Raw genomic sequence first — 20,260 nt, 5'->3', positions numbered from 1 at the left:
GTAGTAATCCGTACTGAACATATTATACATTATTTTCAGTATAGTTGAGCTTATTATTGACTAGAGTCATGCTCCCTAAGCAAGCTACTTAATCATACTCGTTATGACTTTGCTCTATCAAGACTGGCAGAGGGGATGGATTCTCAGGCCAGAGCATGGCAGGATAACACCATTCCTCACTGCTCTCTCCCTCAGTAGCCAACCCAGCCATGTGGCAACTCCTCAAAGCCTTATGGGGAAAGATCGCCGGCCAAGCCCCCCCTGCACCCCCCGCTGCCGCGCCACGACCACCCCTTGACAAGAGGCTGGTTCAGCAGCCCTCTCCCCGGAATGTCCCTGCTGCAGAGGCCGCCCGCAAAGAAGAAGCCCCTGAGCCCACACCAGAACATCCCGCCCCAAAAGTTGCAGCAGCCCAACGGGGTGAGGAACCTGTGGTGTGGATCCCTTCTCAGGAGAAATCCCCAGACTCTGTGGCAGTAGAATCCCCCATCGGCCCGGCTCAACCCACCTCTACCGCCAAAAGCATCAGCAGCTTCTGGGCCATGACCGACACTGGATCCCGGATTTCCTGCATTGCTGCCACCACCGACAGTGGCCGTGCGGTCAGCTCCATTGCGACTGCTAGGCTCCGCCAACCGGAATAGCGACCGGGATCCCTCTGGCTCCAGAAAAAAACTTCAGGAATAACTCCTATCCATTTCCACCCGCTACTGCAGGGATCCCCAGGGGGCATTGGGCCGATAATGGACAGGTAGCGTTGGGGGTTCCAAGCATGCTGGAGATGATCTTTAACGGGGCCAACTGGTTTGCTTTGCCCTTTTGGGCCTTGATGATTCTGCTGCCGGGTTGGAAGGTAACCCGCAAAGTGATGGAATCGCTTTTGCCCATCGCTCTTCTGGCGGCGGTTTATTTGTATCTTTTGGTCACCGGGTTCAACGCGGATGTTCTCAAGGAATTTTCCGACCCTCAACTGTCTCTGACCAGCCTAACCGACCTATTCAGTCAACCCGCCGTTATGGCGACGGGATGGGTACACTACATCGTCATGGATTTGTTTGTGGGCCGCTGGATCTTCTTGGAAGGGTGGGATAAGCGAGTATGGACAACCCATTCCCTGATTTTGTGCTTGTTTGCCGGGCCTGTGGGTCTGCTCTCCCATTTGCTTACGGTGGCGATTGTACAAGCAACTCGCCAGAACCGGCCCAGTGTCGCTCAACCTGAAAAAGGCTCAGAAGTGCCGCAAGAATCCATCTAGCCCCTGCTTGGCTTTATGGCTCTTTCCGATGCACAGGGTGCAAAATGAGCAGCGTGGGATCATCCTCGACCTCAACGTTGCTGCCACGCAGCTCCCCAGCGCTACGTACTCGCCAGCACACAGGGTGGTTCCCGAGTGCCTTTAGGTGCCGTTGTAAACAACAACCACAAAACCCACTGAGGTCGGATCCAACCGTCAGGCTGTCGGGTTTAGGGCCTACAGCCCGTTTACGCGAACAATGCGCCCTGTGCTGCTGTGGGCGAGAGCGGCTGACTACCCTGGCACTGCAGGCGGCGTAGCACAAAGCCGCTTTAAAGGGCGGGGCTTCAAACCCAGTTTTTCGGTAACCGAATTCTTGTATTCTGAAACCCTGACATACTCCCCGCCCTACTGGCTTGCTTCCGCGCAGCGATGGGACGGGGCCTCAAGCTCAGTCTTCGGGTAAACAGGAGTGCAAACCTCTCATGACTGCTACCTTTGTTCACACACCCTTGGCGCAAACTGTTCTGCCTCGCCCTTCCCGAACTCGGGATCTCCTGCTGGTTCTGGGGGGAAGTTTGTTCGTAGCTGCCTTGGCTCAGGTGCGGATCCCTCTGCCCTTCACGCCGGTACCGATTACCGGACAAACCTTTGGAGTAATGCTGGTGGGGGCAGGCTTTGGGGCACGGCTGGGCTTTCTCACGTTGCTGGTGTACCTGCTGGAAGGGATCCTGGGATTGCCCTTCTTCAGCGGTGGCAGATCCGGGCTTAGCCACTTGGCGGGGGCGACGGGGGGCTACCTATTGGCTTTTCCCCTGGCTGCAGGGCTGATGGGTTGGTTGGTGGAGCGCTGGGGCGTGGATCGCAACCCCTGGAAGATGGCGCTGGCGATGTTGTCCTGCTCAGCTCTGATTTATTTGCTAGGAGCCACTTGGCTAGGGGTGTGGCTGAACCAGAATGTTGAGCCCACCTCGATCTTGGCCGTCCTCAACAAAGGGGTCTTCCCTTTTATTCCAGGAGACTTGGTGAAGTGCGGACTGGCGGCAGTGCTGCTGCCCACCATCTGGCGCTGGGTGGGTCGGGAAAGGCCACCGGCAGACTCCTAGCCCACTGGGCAAGAGCAGCAACTCTAAAGACCGCTCCGGCAAAGCAGAAGGGGCCTGGGATTAGCCTCGGGTCGGAAAATCTAAAAAAAAGATAACAGCTCCGAGGATTTGGCCTTTTTTCTGAGATTCTAAAAACTGTGCTCAATACGGTGTTCAATACGGCCTATTCATGGAGCTTTTCTTTATATTGCTCTAGAGTTTTATAAGTCGCTGACTGGTCGCGGCAGAGCCCCCTTGTGGGGCTTTTTATTTTCTATCTGCCGACCGGAAAAAGTTGAACTCAACCTACTATGGTCATTCCAAGCTATAATTTGATCTCTATAGACTCCCTAAATAGACGGGATCCCTGCCATGCAACAGACGCGCCGGATCCCAGAAACATCCTGGTGGGTAGTCATTCAGCCCTTGACGGGCACCTTCTTTTCCAGCCACTGAGCCACTTGATCTGCCAGGTCAACTCCTTCCAACTGACAGAGTTCTCGCAGCATTGTTGGGCTGGTCACGTTCACTTCGGTTAGTCGTTCCCCGATAACATCAATCCCGACAAAATACAGCTTCTCCTGCCTGAGCACCGGCGCCAAAGCCCCGCAGAGAGCCCGTTCTTTTTCGGTAATCTTGGTTTTTTCCACTCGACCGCCGGCGGCAATATTGCCCCGAAAATCTCCCTCTCCAGGGATCCGATTGACGGCACCCAAAGGCTCTCCTTCCAGCAGCAAAATGCGTTTGTCTCCTGCCGCCGCCTGTGGCAAATACTCCTGCACCATCACAGGCAGCCGACCAAATTGGGTGCTCATTTCAATCAACGAGTTGAGGTTTGGATCCCCGGCATTGACCCTCAGGATCCCTTCCCCACCTTTGCCACCCAAAGGCTTGAGCACCGCCTGTCCTTCCTGTTCGACGAACTGACGCAGCAGACGCTTGTTGCTGCTGACGCGGGTGCGCGGGATCCACTCTTGAAATTGCAGGGCATAGAGCTTTTCGTTGGCCGAGCGGATCCCGGCAGGATGATTGAGCACCAGTGTGCGGCTGGGGGAGAGACGATCCAAAAGGTAAGTGGCATAGAGATAGGCCGTATCCACCGGCGGATCCTTGCGCATCCACACCGCCTGCATTTGGCTCAGGGGCAGCAGTTGCCGGTCTTTGACCTCATACCAGGGATCCGCTTGCAGATCCAACCGGATTTCCTCAAGGGATCCCCACGTTTCCCCTTGATCCCAGTAGAGATCCGCCAGGCCCAGGCAGAAAATGCGGTGCCCCCGTTTCTGCAGAGCTTCCATCAGGGCAATGCTGGTGTCATGGCCCACCTGCAACTGAGGCAATGGATCGACAATAAAAGCTACCTGCATGGGAGGTGTGGTTCACTGACGAAAGGCTGCCCCGAGTATGCAACAAATCGGAGCCGATGGCTCTCCCCCGGTAGGCTGTTTCCACAAGAGAAGACCCCCTCTGGAAAGCTCGATGCAGAGTTGTCTTTTTAATATCCTCTTAACCTCGACAGGCGACGCAAACGTTAGCTTGATAGGTGGAATCCCCAGTTGGCCCTCAGTTCTCGGCTGGGTTGACCGGATTTCTGGCCTAACCTGTGAGGAATGCTCCATCTGTGAGTGCTCCCCCTTCTCAACCCTCAGAGCCGGTTCGCATTGAAACCACGCGGGACTTGCTGGAAGCCTTGCGTGAGGGGCGCTCCCTGGTGGGTGCCAACCTGGAGAATGCCTACCTCTCGCGGGGCCTGTTCGACCGCATTCAGATGCCCAAATCCAATTTGACGCGGGCTAACCTGCGCTCGATCAGCCTGCAGCAAGCCGACCTACGTCTGTGCAACTTTCGCCGCGCTGAGCTAGAGCGGGCCAATTTTACCGCCTCAGATCTACGGGGATCCAGCTTTAGCCAGGCTCTGGGGGACTACAGCAACTTTACCGCCGCCAAACTGGACAAAAGCAGCTTTCAGGGGGGCCGTTTCAGCCATTCCATCTTTCGCGAAGCCAGCTTGGTGGCTGCTAATCTGGCGGAGGGGAACTTTTTTGCCGCCGACTTCCGCCAGGCCAACCTATCTCGCTGCAACCTCTCCCAGGCTGCCTTGGTGAGTTGCCAGCTTCAGTTTGCCAACCTAGAACAAGCCATTTTGGTGGGGGCCAACCTACGGGACGCTCAGATTGAAAACACGCTCTTCAGTGGAGCCGATTTTACCGATGCCAAGCTCTCCGATGAGACGCGCAAGCTCTTAATCGAGCGGGCCAGCGGCACCAACGAGCTTACCCAACGGGATACCCTCAACACCTTGCTGGCGGGATTGCAACCCAAGTCCCGTAAGCTTTTTGGCTTGCTGTGAGGTTGGAGCCGTCAAGGACAACCGGGCTAAAGAGAAAACTCAAAACTGGTTGAGGTCGATCCCGGCTTCCCGGGCCATGGCTCCTATCCCTTTGGCCTTGAGAGTCTTCAAGGCTTTGGTGGAAAGGCGCAGACGAACAAACCGCTTACCCTCTTCCCACCAGATGCGCTTCCACTGCAAATTGACTTCCTGCAGGCGCTTGGTGCGCCGGTGGGAGTGGGAGATGGCAAAAGCGTTGTTGCGTTTCTTGTTGGTTAGTTGGCAGCGACGCGCCATGGGATCAAAGCAAACTCAGCCTAGCTATCGTAAGGCATCTTTTTGTTGGGCAGCAAGCTGAAGTTGACTTTGCAACTGGGCTAGCTCTGCCTTCAGTCGGTCAAAGGTTTGTTGGCAGTGGTTAACGCTTTTTAGGGGCAGCTCTTCATTTTTGGCAATGCAGGTCACCTGTACAGAGCCGTCGGCAGCCTGACGGGTGCGATCCACAAACACTTCCACCGTCACCAGTTTGGTGTGGGGATTTTTTCCGGGAGGCTCGCCGGCCACCCAATAATCAAGGCTGTTGTGGAGGATATTGAGTTGGCAGCGCTCCAAAACAGCGCGGATCGACTCGCTGAGCTGCTCGGCTGAGCCCACAAGCTGGGTAACGCAAGAGTATCGAGCCATAGAACAGGCAAGCCACCACGGTTATCCTACCATTAAGTTTTCGGCTCCTGCAACCAAAGGCGAACCAGCAAAATTGCGCTCAAGAGTACTCTACACCGGCTCGGTTAGCCCTGCTGCGAGGAGGTGAATTACGTTAGAACATGAACAACTCCCAGGAGAGTTGCCATGTTTAGGGTCTCCTGTTTGGCTCATTCTCTTTTGCTACTGGGATCCCTTGGCCTGGGTTGGATAGGCGTGTCTTTTGCCCACGCGCAGCCCTTTCAGGCGGGCGACCTGGATGGGGATGGCCGTTTGACGGTGCAGGATCTCAACCTGTTGGGGGCCTACTTGCGGGGAGAACGGGGATTGACCGACGACCAGATCCGAGCTGCCGATGTCGACCAGGATGGACGGATCACAGAAGCCGACTGGCAAGTGTTGCAGCAGCGCATTCAGGCAGCAACGGATGTGCCCACAGGACAGGTGCAGTTGGATTCCGCCTATTCGGGACAGGTGGTGGATCGGCTGACAGGGCAGCCCTTGGCCGGGGCGGAGGTGGCCATTCCGGGGGCGGGTATTTCGGTGCGCACCGATGCCCAGGGTCGGTTTCGCCTGCCAGGGCCGCTGCCGGCAGAAGAAATTTTGGTGGCGCGGCTGGAAAATTACTTGCCCTATTCCCAAAGTACAGGCAACGGTCAAGCCGGCGGGGATCGGCCTTGGCAACTGCAGTTGGAGCGCTGGGATCCCAACACAACTTTGGTACTGGAGGCGAATGTCATCCGCCTGGGGGATAACCAGTACTCACCGGAATCGGCTGCCGCCGGGCAATTTTTGGGCCCTGCCCAAGGGGTGGAGATGACCCGCTCTTTCACTTTGCAACGCCTGCCTTCGCGCCCACCGGTTTTGCGGATTGGATCCCTGATTGGGTTGGATACTGCCGCCGCCTATCGGGCCGGCCAATCCCGGATCCCCAGCGCCAATATGTCTCCCATGCAGGTCATCCTGAACGGAGTGGAAATCGAGCAGATTCACCTGGGGGGAGATAACCTACAGATTCCCCTGCCGCTGCAACATCTGCGCCTGGGCCTGAACACTGTTACCCTGCGCACTGGCAAAACCCTGATTCAGCCCCCCATGGTCACCCGTGGTCCCCAAGTACCGATCAGCATTCCCCTTTTCGGGGGATCCCTGCACATCTCGGTGCCGCTGGGAGGTGATACAGTCATCCGGCACGGTGGAGCCTGGGTGGATCATGACGATGTGCAGTTGGCTAACGTAACCATCGAGATCCCCAACTGACCCTGCTCCGTTCAATGGTTTTACGGCCCATACCGTCAGCCAATAGCTTGGACGTTGAATCCAGGTTGAGCGGGCCACGGGGCCTGTCGGTCAAGAGGAACAAGTTTGAGCCTGCTTTCGATAACTGACTCGATATCTGATCCGTTTGCTCAACAAGGGAAATACGTTTGTCCAGCGATTGGAAGATTCCCCTTCCAACAGCCGGCATACTGCAGTTGCTGAATTGCTCCTCTTCGATGCCTCTGTGAGTTCTGTGCATCTTGCTCTTCAAGAGGGATCCCTGAGGTGGCCCATGTGAGTGAGGTGAAATCCTGGCAACCGAGCAGATCGATAACCCAAACTGAGGAGAGCTGACTATGAGTATGAGTATGAATAGGGCTTCTGCCTTCCCCTTAACCTGGCTGTGGACGGGATCCCTGGCCCTGGGGGTGACGGCCCTGGTGACCCGCCAAGTGATCTGGGGGCTCTTACCTTTGGCAGCAGCCTACCCTGCCATCCGCCGCCGCGAAGAACAGCTTGGCCAAGTTCTGGAACAGACCTGGACACAGCAGCAACAGACAGCAACCCAACTGGAGACCCTGCAAGCGCGTTTCGAGGTGCTGGACGCTCGGCTCACTGCTGAACCGTCCCTTCTGCAGCAGACCTTGGCTTCCCCGGCTGAAGCCATTCAAGAGCTCGAGCAGAAAGTAAAGGTTTTGGAGCCCATCTGGGTACAGCAGCAGCAGACGGCGGCCCAACTGGAAACATTACAAGGGCGGATCGACGCCCTCGAAGCTCGGCCCACGTCTCATCTGTCCGTGCGGCAACAGCTAGCCCCCATCACCCAGGCCATCCAGCACATCCAGCAGCGGTTAAAAGCCGTGGAGCTGCGGTTGAATGCTCTGCCGGTATCCCAGCCCCAAGTGACTTTGGAGCAACTGGAGTTGGTGCAGGCGCAACTCCAACACCTGCAGCAGCTGGTGGCATCCCAGCCGAACCCTGCTTTTCCCCGCAAAGCCCTGGGGGTGTTCATCGACGCGGCCAATCTCCACGCCAGCGCCCAGCAGTGGGGATCCCATCTCGACTATCCCAGTCTGCTCAGCTGGCTGGCCCAGGGCAGATCCGAGATGGAAGTGCATGTCTACAGCGGGGTAGATCGCCACAACCTAGCTCAGCGTCGTTTCCTGCGGGAGTTGAGAAAACAGGGCTATCGGGTGGTCACCAAGCCGGTGGTGATCCACGCCGACGGCAGCCGCAAAGCCAATCTGGATGGGGAGCTGATCGTGGACTTGATGGCGATGCACTCCCACTACGAGACGGTGCTGCTGCTGAGTGGGGATGGAGATTTTGTGCCGGCCCTCAAGCATATCCGCCGCCAAGGCTGCCGGCTGGAGGTAGCCGCCTACAGGCCGAACACGAACCCGGCGTTAATTCGGATAGCCGACCAGTTCGTGGATTTGTGCGCTTGGCAGGGGACAGGAACGCTGGTGCCGCTGCCTGCAAAACAGACTCCGGCCACCGGCTAAACCTTGCCATCTCAGCACAGTTACATCGATCCCTGACTCCCCTCTCCCAAGGCAGGGAGAGGGGCTGGGGTTGAGGGTAGGCGGCACAGCGTCTTAACCTTGTTTGAAGTGATCAGAAGTGCTCATCTTCTCTAACCATTTTCTGATTTGCAGTCTCAACGCCTGAGACTCGCTTGGATCAACCTTGCCCAAGCAGTCAACTTAACCCCAATTGGAGAGTCCAGATGTCAACGCAACTCACACAGCGGTTTGTGCAGGCAATGCACTATGCCCATCGCTGGCATGCTTCTCAAACCCGCAAGGGAACCGGGATCCCTTACCTCAGCCATCTGTTGGCCGTAGCAGCCATCGCCCTGGAGCATGGGGCGGATGAAGATGAAGCGATTGCCGCTCTGCTCCACGACAGCCTAGAGGACGGCCCCCACAACACAGGCGAGCCCCGGGCCCAGATTGAGCAACAGATCCGGGAGCACTTTGGAGAACGGGTGCTGCAGATCATCCTGGGATGTACGGATACCGAAAGCGATGGCTCCCGAGGCGAGCCCAAAGAAAACTGGAAAGAGCGCAAAACCGCCTACCTGAAGCACCTGGAAACGGCAAATGCCTCGGTTTTGTTGGTGGCCGCCTCTGACAAGCTGCACAACGCCCGCTGCATCTTGCGGGATTTTCGCCAACTGGGGGATAAACTCTGGCAGCGGTTTTCCGCCGGAAAAGAGGGATCCCTGTGGTATTACCGATCGTTGGCAGAGATTCTGAGGCGACGGCTGCCCGGCAATCTATCGGCGGAGCTTCAAGAGCTGGTGGCTGAGTTGCAATGCCAAGCTGGAGCGGTAATGCCTTGACAGAGACAAGCAGGGCTGAAGAAAATGCTGAGGGCAGCCCTATTCATCACACTTTTTGGGTCACGCACCTATGGTTCTCGCTGTTGGCACCCCTGCTCCTGGGTTCAACACCACTGACACCCAAGGCAACCAGGTTTCGCTGGCTGATTTTGCCGGCAAAACCGTTGTCCTCTATTTTTACCCCAAAGACGACACCCCCGGCTGTACCAAAGAAGCCTGTGGATTCCGCGACGCCTACGCCGACTACCAAAGCAAGGACGTGGTGGTGCTGGGGGTGAGCATGGACGACCAGGCTTCTCACCAAAAGTTCACCGAAAAGTACAACTTGCCTTTCCCCCTACTGGTGGATAGCAGTGGGGTGATTACCCGCGCCTACGATGTGGATGGGGGCGGCTATGCCAAGCGGGTGACCTACGTCATTGATGGCGAGGGCAAAATTGCCAAGGTCTACCAGAACATCAATACCGAAACCCATGCCCGCGATATTTTGGCGGATTTGGGTTTGTAGAAACGCTGCCTCTTTTCAGTACTCCTCGCTAGATCCCGGCCTTTGCGCATGAACGACGACATTCCGGTCGCCCGTCGCCAGTCCACTCCGGCGAAAAAAGCGCAAAGTTCGGTGCCTGCCCTGAGGTCCCGTCTAGTCTTGGGCCTGGTGCTGGTTGGGCTAGTGCTCCTGGCGGGTTGGGGGATAGAGAAGTTACCGGGATCCCAGCAGGCGGCGGATCCCCAAGTTCTGGAAGAAACCGGTCAGCCCCCTCTGCCGCAGCCAACTGTGCAGAATGGGCGAGCTTCCTTGCTGGGGCACTATGCCTATTCAGAAGCTCCTGCAGATAGCTTGCGGGTGGTGGGCCACTACCACGGTCGTGAGGTGCGCCTACGCCAGGCGGCTGCTGAAAGTTACCTTCGCATGAGCGAAGCAGCTCAAGCTGCCGGGATCCGCCTTGTCCCCATTTCGGGGTTTCGCTCCATTGCAGATCAGGAGTTCCTGTTTTTTCAATTGGCCCAATCTCGAGCCTTGCGACCCGAGGAGCGAGCTGCGGTCAGCGCTCCCCCTGGCTACAGCGAGCACCACACCGGCTATGCCATCGATATTGGGGATGCCGAGTTTCCGCAGTGGGATACCCAAGAAGCCTTTGAGGCCACTCCCGCCTTCCGGTGGCTGCAGAGCAACGCAGCCCGCTTTGGCTTTGAGCTGTCTTTCCCCAGAGACAACCCTCAGGGGGTAAGCTACGAGCCCTGGCACTGGCGCTTTGTGGGCGACCGTGACAGCCTGGAGACCTTCTACGCTCCCCAAATCAAACCATTCCCAAATCAGCCCAATCAAACCGAGACCCCTACTCTCCCGTCTTCCAGAGGGAGAAGAGCTGGGAGTGAGGGCTGACTCCTTTGGGGAGAGAGGAAAGGGGGAGCTCCTTGGGACTACCGTCACGGCCCTCTCCCTTGCAGGGATCTCATTCCCCTCTTGAATGGGTTCACAAGCCTAAGCAAGCGGATGACGCGATTCGAACGCGCGACCGTCTCGTTGGCAACGAGAAGCTCTACCACTGAGCTACATCCGCATCGGGAAGTTTATGATGGCAAGCTTTGTGGTGGTTTGTCAAGTCAGGGATCCCTGGCGCATTTTGTTCCAGAATGAGAGAAGTTCATCTTTCTTTGCAGTTGCGCAAAGTCTGGGCGAGATCCCGGGCAGCGCCTGTTTGAGGGTATTGCTATGCGGGTAGCCATTATTGGGGCCGGATTGGCCGGGTTGGTGACGGCAGTCGATTTGGTCGAGGCAGGACACGAGGTGCAGCTCTACGAGGCGCGGCCTTTTGTCGGCGGCAAGGTGGGATCTTGGCAGGATGCCGATGGCAACCACATCGAGATGGGGCTACACGTTTTTTTCTGTAACTACAGCAACTTGTTTGCCCTGATGAAGAAGGTGGGAGCCTACGAGAACCTGCTGCCTAAGCAGCACACCCACACCTTTGTCAACCGAGGCGGGCAGACGGCCAGTCTGGATTTTCGCTTTCCCCTGGGGGCACCTTTCAACGGCCTCAAAGCCTTTTTCGCCACCGAGCAGCTCTCTTGGGCGGACAAGCTGCGCAATGCTCTGGCGCTGGGTACCAGCCCCTTGATTCGCGGCTTGCTGGACTATGAAGGGGCGATGCGGCAAATTCGCGCCTTGGATCGGATGAGCTTTGCCGATTGGTTTCGTCGGCATGGGGGATCCGAAGGTAGCCTGAAGCGGATGTGGAACCCGATTGCCTATGCCTTGGGCTTTATTGACACGGAGCAGATTTCTGCCCGCTGTATGCTGACGATCTTTCAGATGTTTGCCAGCAAAACAGAAGCCTCCAAGCTCAATCTCCTCAAGGGATCCCCGGACACCTACCTCACTCAGCCCATCGTCCGCTACATCCAAGCCCGCGGGGGCCAGATCCACACCCGCAGAGGGGTCAGTCGCATTGAAGTGAGCGACTCCTCTCCCTACCCCGTGACCGGCTTGCTCTTGACTAATGGAGAGCGGGTAGAGGCAGATGTGTACGTGTGCGCAGCGGCGGTGGAAGGGGCCAAGCGGCTGATCCCGGAAGTGTGGCGGCAGTGGCCACAATTCGACAACCTCTACAAGCTGGAATCCGTACCGGTGGCCACGGTGCAATTGCGCTTCGATGGCTGGGTGACGGAGCTGAACCCCCAAGGCCAGGCCAAACGAGCTGGCGAACACCCAGAGGCTCTTGGCATCGATAATCTCCTCTACACTGCCGATGCCGATTTTTCCTGTTTTGCCGATCTGGCCCTCACCAGCCCCGCCGACTACTACAAACCCGGCCAGGGATCTCTATTACAATGCGTGCTCACGCCGGGGGATCCCTTCATTTCCATGCCCAACGAGCAAATTGCCCAGCACGTGTTGCACCAAGTCCACGAGCTGTTTCCTTCATCCCGGCAACTGAACATGACCTGGTACAGCGTGGTGAAACTGGCCCACTCCCTCTATCGAGAAGCGCCGGGCATGGATCCCTATCGCCCACAGCAAAAGACCCCAATACCCAACTTCTTTTTTGCCGGCAGCTACACCGCCCAAGACTACATCGACAGCATGGAAGGGGCCACCCTCTCCGGCCACCTGGCTGCTCAGGCCATTCTGGCTGCCCACAGGGATCCCCAATAGGAGGACTTTCACCTGATGGCACTTGACCCCTTTGACATACTCCCCGTCATAAAGGGCGAGGATTCCGGTTCCTGGTTCTGCTACGGCACTTCCTCTGTCGGGTTGCCCTCCCATTCGCGCCAGCGGGACGGAGCCCTTGAAGCCTGCACTCTCTCGCTTTAGCGGCGCGGAGCGCTTTGTGTCGGCATGAGTGCGGGAGTATGTCACAGTGGGTACCAGAAGTCTTGGCCCAAAGCCGAGAGTTGGGTAGAAGTCCAGCCCTTCGCGCCCCTCGCCAAAAAATACGCTCCATCCTAGGGGATCAATACGAGCCACAGGCCCCATACCCTGAGAGTTTTGCCCAGGAAGGATGATGATCGCCCTCAACCTGCAGCCGGCTGTGAATTTAACCGATGAAGTTTTCGAGCAGCTCTGCCGGCGGAATCCTGAGCTGCGCCTGGAACGCACCGCCCAAGGAGAACTGATCGCCATGGCTCCTGCAGGCAGCGAAAGCAGTCGTCAAAACTTGAGCCTTAGCGCCCAGCTCTGGCAGTGGAACCGGCAAACTCAGCTTGGTGTGGCCTTTGACTCTTCCGCCGGTTTTGCCTTGCCCAATGGGGCCATTCGCTCTCCCGATGCTGCTTGGATGCCCAAAGAGCGCTGGCAGCAGCTCACCCCAGAGCAGCGCCGTCGTTTTGCTCCCCTCTGCCCTGACTTTGTGCTGGAACTGAAGTCTCCTACTGACGAGCTGGCCATCCTTCAGGCCAAGCTGCAGGAGTACCTGGACAACGGATCCCAACTGGGCTGGTTAATCGACCCGGAAAGCGGGAAGGTCTATGTCTATCGCACAGGTCAGCCGGTGCAAGTTTTGGAGCGACCTACCAGCTTGTCTGGGGATCCCGTTCTCCCTGGCTTTGTGGTGGATCTCACCTTAATCTGGGAATAGTGCTCCCCACGCTCTAAAACTGCCCACCAGGATGAGCTCATGATTGCCCTCAACCTGCAGCCGGCTGTGAATTTAACCGATGAAGTTTTCGAGCAGCTTTGTCGGCAGAATCCTGAGCTGCGCCTGGAACGCACCGCCCAAGGAGAACTGATCGCCATGGCCCCTGCAGGCAGCGAAAGTGGATTCCGCAACGCCGACCTACTGGGCCAACTTTGGCAGTGGAATCGACGCAAGAACTTAGGTTTTGTCTTCGACTCTTCCGCCGGTTTTGCCTTGCCCAATGGGGCCATTCGCTCTCCCGATGCTGCTTGGATGCCCAAAGAGCGCTGGCAGCAGCTCACCCCAGAGCAGCGCCGTCGTTTTGCTCCCCTCTGCCCTGACTTTGTGCTGGAACTGAAGTCTCCTACTGACGAGCTGGCCATCCTTCAGGCCAAGCTGCAGGAGTACCTGGACAACGGATCCCAACTGGGCTGGTTAATCGACCCGGAAAGCGGGAAGGTCTATGTCTATCGCACAGGTCAGCCGGTGCAAGTTTTGGAGCGACCTACCAGCTTGTCTGGGGATCCCGTTCTTCCTGGCTTTGTTATGGATCTCACCCTAATCTGGGGATAACCGACCCACCCCATGACTCCAAATTTCATTTTTCCCACTCTGGGGAGAAACGCCAGGGATCCCCAAGCTGCTTCGCTGCAATTCAAGTAACCCTGCTCTACTGCTTGGAGCCAGAACTAACCGCTGCTCCCACCCTCTCCATTAGGTCGTCCAGCTCGCTGTAGTCCGGCAAAGCCGTGTCGATGGCCTGCCCCTGACGCAACACCACCCGGTCATGTTGGGGTCGCGAGAGCAGCTCGTCAAAGCCACGTCCCTTGAACAGCACCAGATCTGCCGGCAAGCCCACCCCAATTTGCCCTCGCTCGGTCAAGCCCATGATGCGGGCAGGGGTGGTGGTGATGGCCTGGGGCCAATCCCCATAGGGGGTATCCAGGTGCAAAATGCGGGTGGCCTCCCGGAACACCTCCAAGCCATCGTGATCCCCAAAGCCATAAAAGGGATCCCGGCAATTATCGCTGGCTATCATCACCGGCACGCCCAAAGCCTTCAGCTCATGCAACAGCGTCACTCCCCGCCAGCGGGGGGTATGGCCGGGGTTACGGGCTTGCAAATATAGGTTACACATGGGCAGGCTGACCACGGCAATTCCCGCCTCTCTGACCAAGGCCATAGTCTTGTGGGCCACCTCCGGCGGTTGCACGGCCAGGCTACAGCAATGGCCACACACCACCTGATGGGGAAAATCGTTGCGCAAGGCCGCCGCTGCTACGTGTCTCAACGTGAGGGATCCGGGATCATCCGTCTCATCCGTATGAAAGTCCAGATTCAGGCCCCGCTCCTTGGCCAGGGCAAACACCCGATCCAATTGCCGATCCAGTTCCGGCCCCATCGCCGCCACCCCACCCAGGATCCCGCCCACTTCCGCCACCTTGTCCGCCAGCTTTTCCCCTGCAGGGGTGAGAAAGGTATCCAAGCTCAGAAGCGTGACCGCCTGGAGTTCCAGCTTGCCCGCCCACTCTCGGCGCAACTGGACAAACACCTCCCAGTTGGCCCCCATAACTTGAGGGTTCTCACAGGCCAGATGGGTGCGCACTGCCTGGGATCCATGGGCATAGCTGCAGCGCAAACCAAAGCTGAAGCGACGGTAGAGATCCTCCCGAAACTGCTCCGGATCCCCGTCATAGGCTTGCTTCATCTTCACCCAATCTTCCTGGCCGGCCTGCCTCGCCCCGGCAAAGGTACCATCGGGATTGGGGGTGCGCGGCCACACATGTCCCTTGTCCAGGTGGGTATGGATGTCCACAAAACACGGCCACACTTGGCCCCGCCTTAGATCCACGCTGGGGATCCCCTGGGGCGGGATCCCTGTTGCCGCCTGGATTTGGCGGATCTGCCCCCCTTCGATTTCCAGATCCAGCAACACCAGGTTATCGCGGTTGGGAACAGCTCCTGGCACCGCCTCCTTCAGTACCGACAGGGGAACCTGAGCATTCAGCAGCCAGTAGTGGGCAACGCCGGGGATCTGCATGGCGGGCAACGAAAAAAGCAGCTCTCCATCGTAAAGGGATCCCGGCCTATCCAGATGAATCCAGTGCTACAGCGGCTAGGCAAACTGGCCCACCACCTGCATGGCAAAACTGAGCAAAATGAAGGCCAGCCAGGGGGAAAAGTCCAAGCCGCCAATGGGGGGGATGATGCCGCGGAACAGGTTGAGATAGGGATCGGTGAGTTGGCTGAGCACCGACAGGATGGGGTTAGACCAGTTCAGTTGCGGGAACCAGCTCAGCAAGATCCGCACGATCAGCAGAGCATTGTAAATGACGATGAACTGGTAAAGGGAGCGGAACAGCAACGACCCGGCAGTGCCGTAGACCAACCCCAGAGAGAGGCCGTCCATCCAGGCGAGAGGAGACAACAAGTGGCTAAGCATCATAGCGGTTCAGAGAAGGGAATGAACAAAACACAGATCAGTCAGACAGACCAAACGCCGTCAGCAGAGGCAAACCTCACATCCGATGGCAACCCATCCAAAGATGCAAGGCAGAAAGCCATTGCCGCCTCTAGTTTGACATGGGCGGGAGACCCCTGAGGTTCCTTCTTCCCGCTCAAGCTCAAGAGTTTTCCTCAGCAGCAGGGGCAGGCACTTCCTTGACAAGCAACTGAGCCCGGGTGGCCTGGATCGCCTCGTTTAACTCGGCAATCTTGGCCTCTAGAGTGCGGCGGGCTTGGGCAATTCGTTCTGCCTCATTTTCCCACTTCTTCCAGTCGCTGGACATGGCGGGCTCACCTGAAGCACTGAGGCGCGGTCGTTCAGGGGTTGCGGAGGTGCCGTTGAGGCGATCTGGATCCCGGCGTTGGCCTTCGGCGGATCCCTTGCTGAGTCGAGGGGCAAGCACAAACCCGATCACCCCGCCGATGATCCCTCCCAACACGGCGCCGGTCACTACACCCGCAATGAAATCACCTTTCTGATCTGCCACGCTTCTGTCCAGCTCAATAAACAACAAACTTAAACTTGAGCCACCTTCTTCCGTTCTATCTTTCCTGTCCCACTCCTGCCAGCAAATCCGACCAGGGTTGAGGTGGCCGCCAGCGGCTAAGATGTTCCAGATGGGCTTGCACCTGATCCCTGAACTCGGCAAACGTGTGTTGCAGATCGCCGGTCGAGGGTAGGGATCTCAGCGTCGCCTGCCAGAGGTAGGCCGGGGAAAGTTCAGGGCTGATCAACCGCCACAGGCGCTGCAGCTCCTCAAAGTGAAGGCGATCATCTTCTGTGAGGGAAAGCACCAACTGGCGGCGCAGATCGCGGGCCTCTTCCGACATCAGGTAGCGCAAGCCCATTTGGGCGGTGGGCAACCAATCCAGTTCCCCATCGCTGCGGGCAATTTGAATCAGGTTCTCCAGGCGGTTCCAGCGGAACTTGCCGTCTTTGATCAACACTTGCAGCAGCCGTTGACGAATACGAGGCGATTCGTCCGTCAGCAGGCGCTTGGCCACATAGGGATAGGCCACACCGACGATGCGGAACTGGGGATAGAGGCTGAGGGCTACTCCCTCTTGGGTGACCAAAGAGCGGATCACCAGAGCAAAGTGGGAGGGCACCTGAAAGGGGTAGCGGTACATCAAGTCGGAGAACTGATCTGTGGCCGTTTTGAAGTTAAAGTTGACCACCTCTTGGGTCAGCACGTCTGCCAGCACCTTTTCCAAGGCGGGGATCAGCTCTTGGCGGCCGACATCCGACTGCAAAAAGCCCAGATGAATAAAGTCATCGATCAGGGCGTTGTAGTCGCGATCCACCAGGTGAACCAGAGCATCCACCAAGTACTCCTTCATTTCCTCGGTAAGCTGATCCATCATGCCGAAATCGATGTAGGCCAAGCGACCATCGGCCAGGGCGAACAGGTTGCCCGGATGGGGATCCGCGTGGAAAAAGCCGTATTCCAGCAATTGCTTGAGGGCAGCAACCACCCCGATACGCACCAATTGTTTCACCTCCAGGTTGGCTGCTCGAATGCGCTCCACATCCGTCAGCTTGATGCCGTCGATCCACTCCAGGGTCAGAACCCGGCGGGTGCTGTAAGCCCAGAAGATGCGCGGCACGTACACATCCGGATCGTCGCGGAAGTATTCGGCGAAGCGCTCGCAGTTTCGCCCTTCGTGCAGGTAGTCGATCTCTTCAAAAAGCTTGCGGCCAAACTCATCGACCACCGCCGTCAAAGTACTGCCCAGGTTTAAGGGCAGCCAGGGGCCCAGCCATGTCGAGGCCCAGCGAATCAGGTACAGATCCAGGCTCAACTGCTCTCGCAGATGGGGTCGCTGCACCTTCACCGCCACCCATTCGCCGCTGTGCAACTGCGCTTTGTAAACCTGGCCCAAACTGGCAGCAGCCACCGGCTCTGGAGAGATCTGGGCAAAGATCTCGGCAATCGGACGGCCCAACTCGGATTCGATGCGGGCAAATGCTTGCTCGGAAGGAAATGGCGGCAGTTGATCTTGCAGTTGGGTGAGTTCTTCTAGGTAGTCTTTGCGCACCAGATCGGGGCGGGTGGAGAGGGCCTGACCCACCTTGATGAACGTTGGCCCCAGGTCGGTGAGCAGCTTTCGCAACTGCACCGAGCGCCGTCCCACATTGCGATCAGTGTGTCCCCACAGTTGATCCCAGCGCAAACAGAGGACAAACCACAAGAAAGGCCAGAGAATGGCCAGCGCCCGACCGATCACTTGGGGCAGGCGCCAGCGGTAATAGCGGCAGATCAATTGCGGATCGTAAACTTCCAAAGCGGCAATGGGCGAAGTTCTACTAAACACACTCCAGCGATCTCACAGTCTTTTGTTTTGAAGCTCTTGGTATCCATCTTAACAGAAAAAGCCTCGCCGTTTCTGCGCAAGGGCCTGTCAGCCCCATCCTGCCCCCTTCTCGGCCAGGGCCGGCCTGTTTCCCCCTCAAATGATGGTGTTGTCCGGGATCACCGAGTCTTTGATGATGGTGACGATGCCGTTGCTGATCCAGATCCCTTCCTCTTCCCGCTGCGCTTCGGTGACGTGATCCTTGTTGAGGATGCGGACATTGCGCCCAATGCGGGCATTCTTATCCACGATGGCGTTGACAATGTGGGAGTTGGCCCCGATGCCCACCGGTGGGATCCCTTCCTCCAGCCTGGCCTGTCGCTCTTCTGCCGACTCGTAGTAATCGGCTCCCATTACCAGGGTGTTTTCCACAATGGTGTTGGCCTCCAAGCGGCTGCGAATGCCGATGATGGAGTTGCGAATTTGGGCGTTTTTGATGATGCAGCCATCGGCGATCATGGAGTTGACGATCTGGGAGTCGAGGATTTTGTTGGGGGGCAAAAAGCGCGGGCGGGTGTAGATGGGCATTTCGCTGTCGAAGAAGCTGAAGGGCGGGTTGGGCTGCTGCACCAGTGCCAGATTGGCCCGGTAAAAAGCCTCGATGGTGCCGATGTCTTCCCAGTAACCCTGGAAGAGATAGGCTTGCAGATGGTATTTGCCGATGGCTGCCGGCAGCACCTCTTTGCCGAAGTCGGTATGATCCTTGACTTTGAGCATCTCGATGAGGGCTTCCCGCCTGAACACGTAAATCCCCATAGAGGCAATGTAGGGTTTGGCTTTGGCCTCTTCCGGGCTGAGGCCGAGAGCTTGCGTGTCCACCTGGCAGGCTTTCAGCAGATCTCCTTTCGGCTTTTCCTTGAAATCCACAATGCGACCGTTTTCGCCGAGCTTGAGCAAGCCAAAACCCGAGGCCACTTTTTCTTCACAGGGGAGCACCGCCAGGGTCACATCGGCTCCCACCTGCCGGTGATGGTGGATGAAGGGGCGGTAGTCCATGCGGTAGAGGTGATCCCCAGACAGGATGAGGAAGTCCCGCGGCTTCCAGGAGTCCATCAGCCAGAGGTATTGGCGAACGGCATCGGCGGTGCCTTGGAACCAATCGGGATTGTCAGGGGTTTGTTGGGCCGCCAAAACGTCCACAAAGCCGCCTGTGAAGGGGGACAAGCGGTAGGTGTTGACGATGTGGCGGTTCAGAGAGGCAGAGTTGAACTGGGTGAGGACGTAGATTTTTTCGATGTCGGAGTTGATGCAGTTGCTGACCGGGATGTCGATGAGGCGGTATTTGCCGGCCAGGGGCACAGCAGGTTTAGCGCGGCGCTTGGTCAGGGGATAAAGTCGGGTGCCACGCCCACCTCCCAAGATGATCGCCAGTACATCGCGCATGGTTGTCCTCCACCAGGCTACACCCAATAGCATAGACTGCTGCGGGGCCACCTAAACGGCTGTCCTGTCGGATCTGGCCGGGCTGCTCGGAAAGGGGAACAAGTTGGCAAAACGGGGGGAGCTGATGGCGCGCATCCTGGCCTTTACCAACAACAAAGGGGGCACCGGCAAGTCCACCCTCTGCGTCCACGCGGCTCAGTTGACGGCCCAGCGGGGATACCGAGTTTTGCTCATCGATCTCACGTCCCAGGCCACCGCCAGCAACCTTTACCTGGAAGGGGCCGGATCCCTGGCGGCACTGGAAACGGCTTGGGCCAGCTTACACCCGCAGCACCAACGTCCTCTGGAAGAGGTGATCTACTGCACGGACAAGGGAGTGGATGTGGCGCCCTCCCACAGCACCATGGCGGAAGTGGCGGCCCAACTGGCTGCTGCCGGAGAGACGGGTCAGGATCTGTTGCAGCGCCAACTGGATCCCCTGCTGCAGGACTACGACTTCATCTTTCTCGATACGCCGGGAGAACTGAATGCTCTCACCGCCAATGCCCTGCGGGTGGCCCAGCGGGTACTGATCCCGACGCGGCTCAACCGCGCCGATTTCTCCTGCACGGAAGTAACCTTGCGCTACATTGAGGCCCTGAAAGGCCAGCTCAGCCACGCCCGCGCCGTTTTGACGATGCTGGACGACCGCTATCTGCCGGGGGGCATTTGGTCGGGATCCCATACCGGGCAATTGTATGTGCAAGCGCAACAGATTTTTGCGGATGTGCTTTCACCCGTTACTATTCCAGATAGCAGCGATTTGCGCATTGCTTTTGACTACGGCTTGACGGTGATGGACTATCGGCCTGGGTCGGCGGTGTGTCAGCGGCTGCTACAGTTGGTTGAACACGAGGTGCTCTTGTGACCGGATCTGACCGTAGCCTCTTTCCTTCGTCG

The 20,260-nt window shown here is 57.7% G+C and carries 20 protein-coding genes and 1 tRNA gene; 12 read left to right on the top strand and 9 right to left on the bottom strand.

Annotation, left to right across the window (positions count from 1 at the left end; genetic code table 11):
* Window positions 1-772: 772 nt before the first annotated feature.
* The gene (locus tag NW849_RS03250) at window positions 773-1,255 is read left to right on the top strand and encodes an ABA4-like family protein (RefSeq protein WP_414355884.1); all 483 of its coding nucleotides are present in this window, start codon (window positions 773-775) and stop codon (window positions 1,253-1,255) included.
* A gap of 464 nt (window positions 1,256-1,719) precedes the next feature.
* Window positions 1,720-2,340, top strand: a complete 621-nt coding sequence (locus tag NW849_RS03245) for a biotin transporter BioY (protein WP_414355882.1) — start codon at window positions 1,720-1,722, stop codon at window positions 2,338-2,340.
* Between the two features lie 398 nt (window positions 2,341-2,738).
* On the opposite strand, the gene gshB is transcribed toward NW849_RS03245, so the two are convergent.
* A complete protein-coding gene (gshB, locus tag NW849_RS03240; protein WP_414355881.1) occupies window positions 2,739-3,686 on the bottom strand; it encodes a glutathione synthase in 948 nt (315 codons plus the stop codon).
* 254 nt (window positions 3,687-3,940) lie between these two features.
* On the opposite strand from gshB, the gene NW849_RS03235 reads away from it, so the two are divergent.
* Window positions 3,941-4,669 (top strand): pentapeptide repeat-containing protein, encoded by a 729-nt coding sequence (locus NW849_RS03235; protein ID WP_414328957.1) that lies wholly within the window; start codon window positions 3,941-3,943, stop codon window positions 4,667-4,669.
* A gap of 39 nt (window positions 4,670-4,708) precedes the next feature.
* On the opposite strand, the gene rpmB is transcribed toward NW849_RS03235, so the two are convergent.
* The gene (gene rpmB / locus NW849_RS03230; protein ID WP_011431026.1) at window positions 4,709-4,945 is read right to left on the bottom strand and encodes a 50S ribosomal protein L28; all 237 of its coding nucleotides are present in this window, start codon (window positions 4,943-4,945) and stop codon (window positions 4,709-4,711) included.
* A gap of 24 nt (window positions 4,946-4,969) precedes the next feature.
* Window positions 4,970-5,332, bottom strand: coding sequence for a hypothetical protein (locus NW849_RS03225; protein WP_414344659.1), 363 nt, complete (start codon window positions 5,330-5,332; stop codon window positions 4,970-4,972).
* 165 nt (window positions 5,333-5,497) lie between these two features.
* Here NW849_RS03225 and NW849_RS03220 point away from each other — a divergent pair, with 165 nt between their 5' ends.
* From NW849_RS03220 to NW849_RS03200, 5 genes are all read left to right on the top strand, one after another.
* Window positions 5,498-6,610, top strand: a complete 1,113-nt coding sequence (locus tag NW849_RS03220; protein ID WP_414355880.1) for a dockerin type I domain-containing protein — start codon at window positions 5,498-5,500, stop codon at window positions 6,608-6,610.
* Between the two features lie 368 nt (window positions 6,611-6,978).
* A complete protein-coding gene (locus NW849_RS03215; RefSeq protein ID WP_414355879.1) occupies window positions 6,979-8,115 on the top strand; it encodes an NYN domain-containing protein in 1,137 nt (378 codons plus the stop codon).
* Between the two features lie 224 nt (window positions 8,116-8,339).
* The gene (locus NW849_RS03210; RefSeq protein WP_414329611.1) at window positions 8,340-8,957 is read left to right on the top strand and encodes an HD domain-containing protein; all 618 of its coding nucleotides are present in this window, start codon (window positions 8,340-8,342) and stop codon (window positions 8,955-8,957) included.
* 70 nt (window positions 8,958-9,027) lie between these two features.
* Entirely contained in the window at window positions 9,028-9,465 is a 438-nt protein-coding gene (locus NW849_RS03205) for a peroxiredoxin (RefSeq protein ID WP_011432689.1), read from the top strand.
* A 48-nt stretch (window positions 9,466-9,513) separates the two neighbouring features.
* Window positions 9,514-10,341, top strand: a complete 828-nt coding sequence (locus tag NW849_RS03200) for a D-alanyl-D-alanine carboxypeptidase family protein (RefSeq protein ID WP_414355877.1) — start codon at window positions 9,514-9,516, stop codon at window positions 10,339-10,341.
* A 106-nt stretch (window positions 10,342-10,447) separates the two neighbouring features.
* Here NW849_RS03200 and NW849_RS03195 read toward each other — a convergent pair.
* Window positions 10,448-10,519: transfer RNA gene (locus NW849_RS03195), tRNA-Gly, on the bottom strand.
* Window positions 10,520-10,671: 152 nt separating this feature from the next.
* On the opposite strand from NW849_RS03195, the gene zds reads away from it, so the two are divergent.
* From zds to NW849_RS03180, 3 genes are all read left to right on the top strand, one after another.
* Window positions 10,672-12,114: a 9,9'-di-cis-zeta-carotene desaturase gene (gene zds / locus NW849_RS03190; protein ID WP_414355875.1), complete on the top strand. Its 1,443-nt coding sequence runs from the start codon at window positions 10,672-10,674 to the stop codon at window positions 12,112-12,114.
* Window positions 12,115-12,466: 352 nt separating this feature from the next.
* On the top strand, window positions 12,467-13,039 hold the full coding sequence (locus NW849_RS03185) for a Uma2 family endonuclease (RefSeq protein ID WP_011432692.1): 573 nt from the start codon (window positions 12,467-12,469) through the stop codon (window positions 13,037-13,039).
* 39 nt (window positions 13,040-13,078) lie between these two features.
* Window positions 13,079-13,651, top strand: a complete 573-nt coding sequence (locus NW849_RS03180; RefSeq protein ID WP_414355874.1) for a Uma2 family endonuclease — start codon at window positions 13,079-13,081, stop codon at window positions 13,649-13,651.
* 97 nt (window positions 13,652-13,748) lie between these two features.
* Here NW849_RS03180 and NW849_RS03175 read toward each other — a convergent pair whose 3' ends face one another.
* The 5 genes from NW849_RS03175 to NW849_RS03155 all read right to left on the bottom strand — a co-directional run bounded on the left by NW849_RS03175 (window position 13,749) and on the right by NW849_RS03155 (window position 19,321).
* Window positions 13,749-15,119, bottom strand: a complete 1,371-nt coding sequence (locus tag NW849_RS03175) for a cytosine deaminase (protein ID WP_414355887.1) — start codon at window positions 15,117-15,119, stop codon at window positions 13,749-13,751.
* A 75-nt stretch (window positions 15,120-15,194) separates the two neighbouring features.
* Window positions 15,195-15,524, bottom strand: coding sequence for a YggT family protein (locus tag NW849_RS03170; RefSeq protein WP_414355873.1), 330 nt, complete (start codon window positions 15,522-15,524; stop codon window positions 15,195-15,197).
* 178 nt (window positions 15,525-15,702) lie between these two features.
* Entirely contained in the window at window positions 15,703-16,071 is a 369-nt protein-coding gene (locus NW849_RS03165) for a hypothetical protein (RefSeq protein ID WP_414355872.1), read from the bottom strand.
* 55 nt (window positions 16,072-16,126) lie between these two features.
* Window positions 16,127-17,899, bottom strand: a complete 1,773-nt coding sequence (locus tag NW849_RS03160) for an ABC1 kinase family protein (protein WP_414355871.1) — start codon at window positions 17,897-17,899, stop codon at window positions 16,127-16,129.
* Window positions 17,900-18,034: 135 nt separating this feature from the next.
* Window positions 18,035-19,321, bottom strand: a complete 1,287-nt coding sequence (locus NW849_RS03155) for a glucose-1-phosphate adenylyltransferase (RefSeq protein WP_414355870.1) — start codon at window positions 19,319-19,321, stop codon at window positions 18,035-18,037.
* Between the two features lie 124 nt (window positions 19,322-19,445).
* Here NW849_RS03155 and NW849_RS03150 point away from each other — a divergent pair, with 124 nt between their 5' ends.
* Window positions 19,446-20,228, top strand: coding sequence for a ParA family protein (locus tag NW849_RS03150; protein WP_414355869.1), 783 nt, complete (start codon window positions 19,446-19,448; stop codon window positions 20,226-20,228).
* Window positions 20,229-20,260: the final 32 nt, after the last annotated feature.

Source organism: Synechococcus sp. R55.3 (assembly GCF_047461975.1).
In the GTDB taxonomy this organism is placed as follows: Bacteria; Cyanobacteriota; Cyanobacteriia; order Thermostichales; family Thermostichaceae; genus Thermostichus.
The sequence above is the reverse complement of the archived record's forward strand: the minus strand, read 5'-3'. Positions and strand labels throughout refer to the sequence as shown.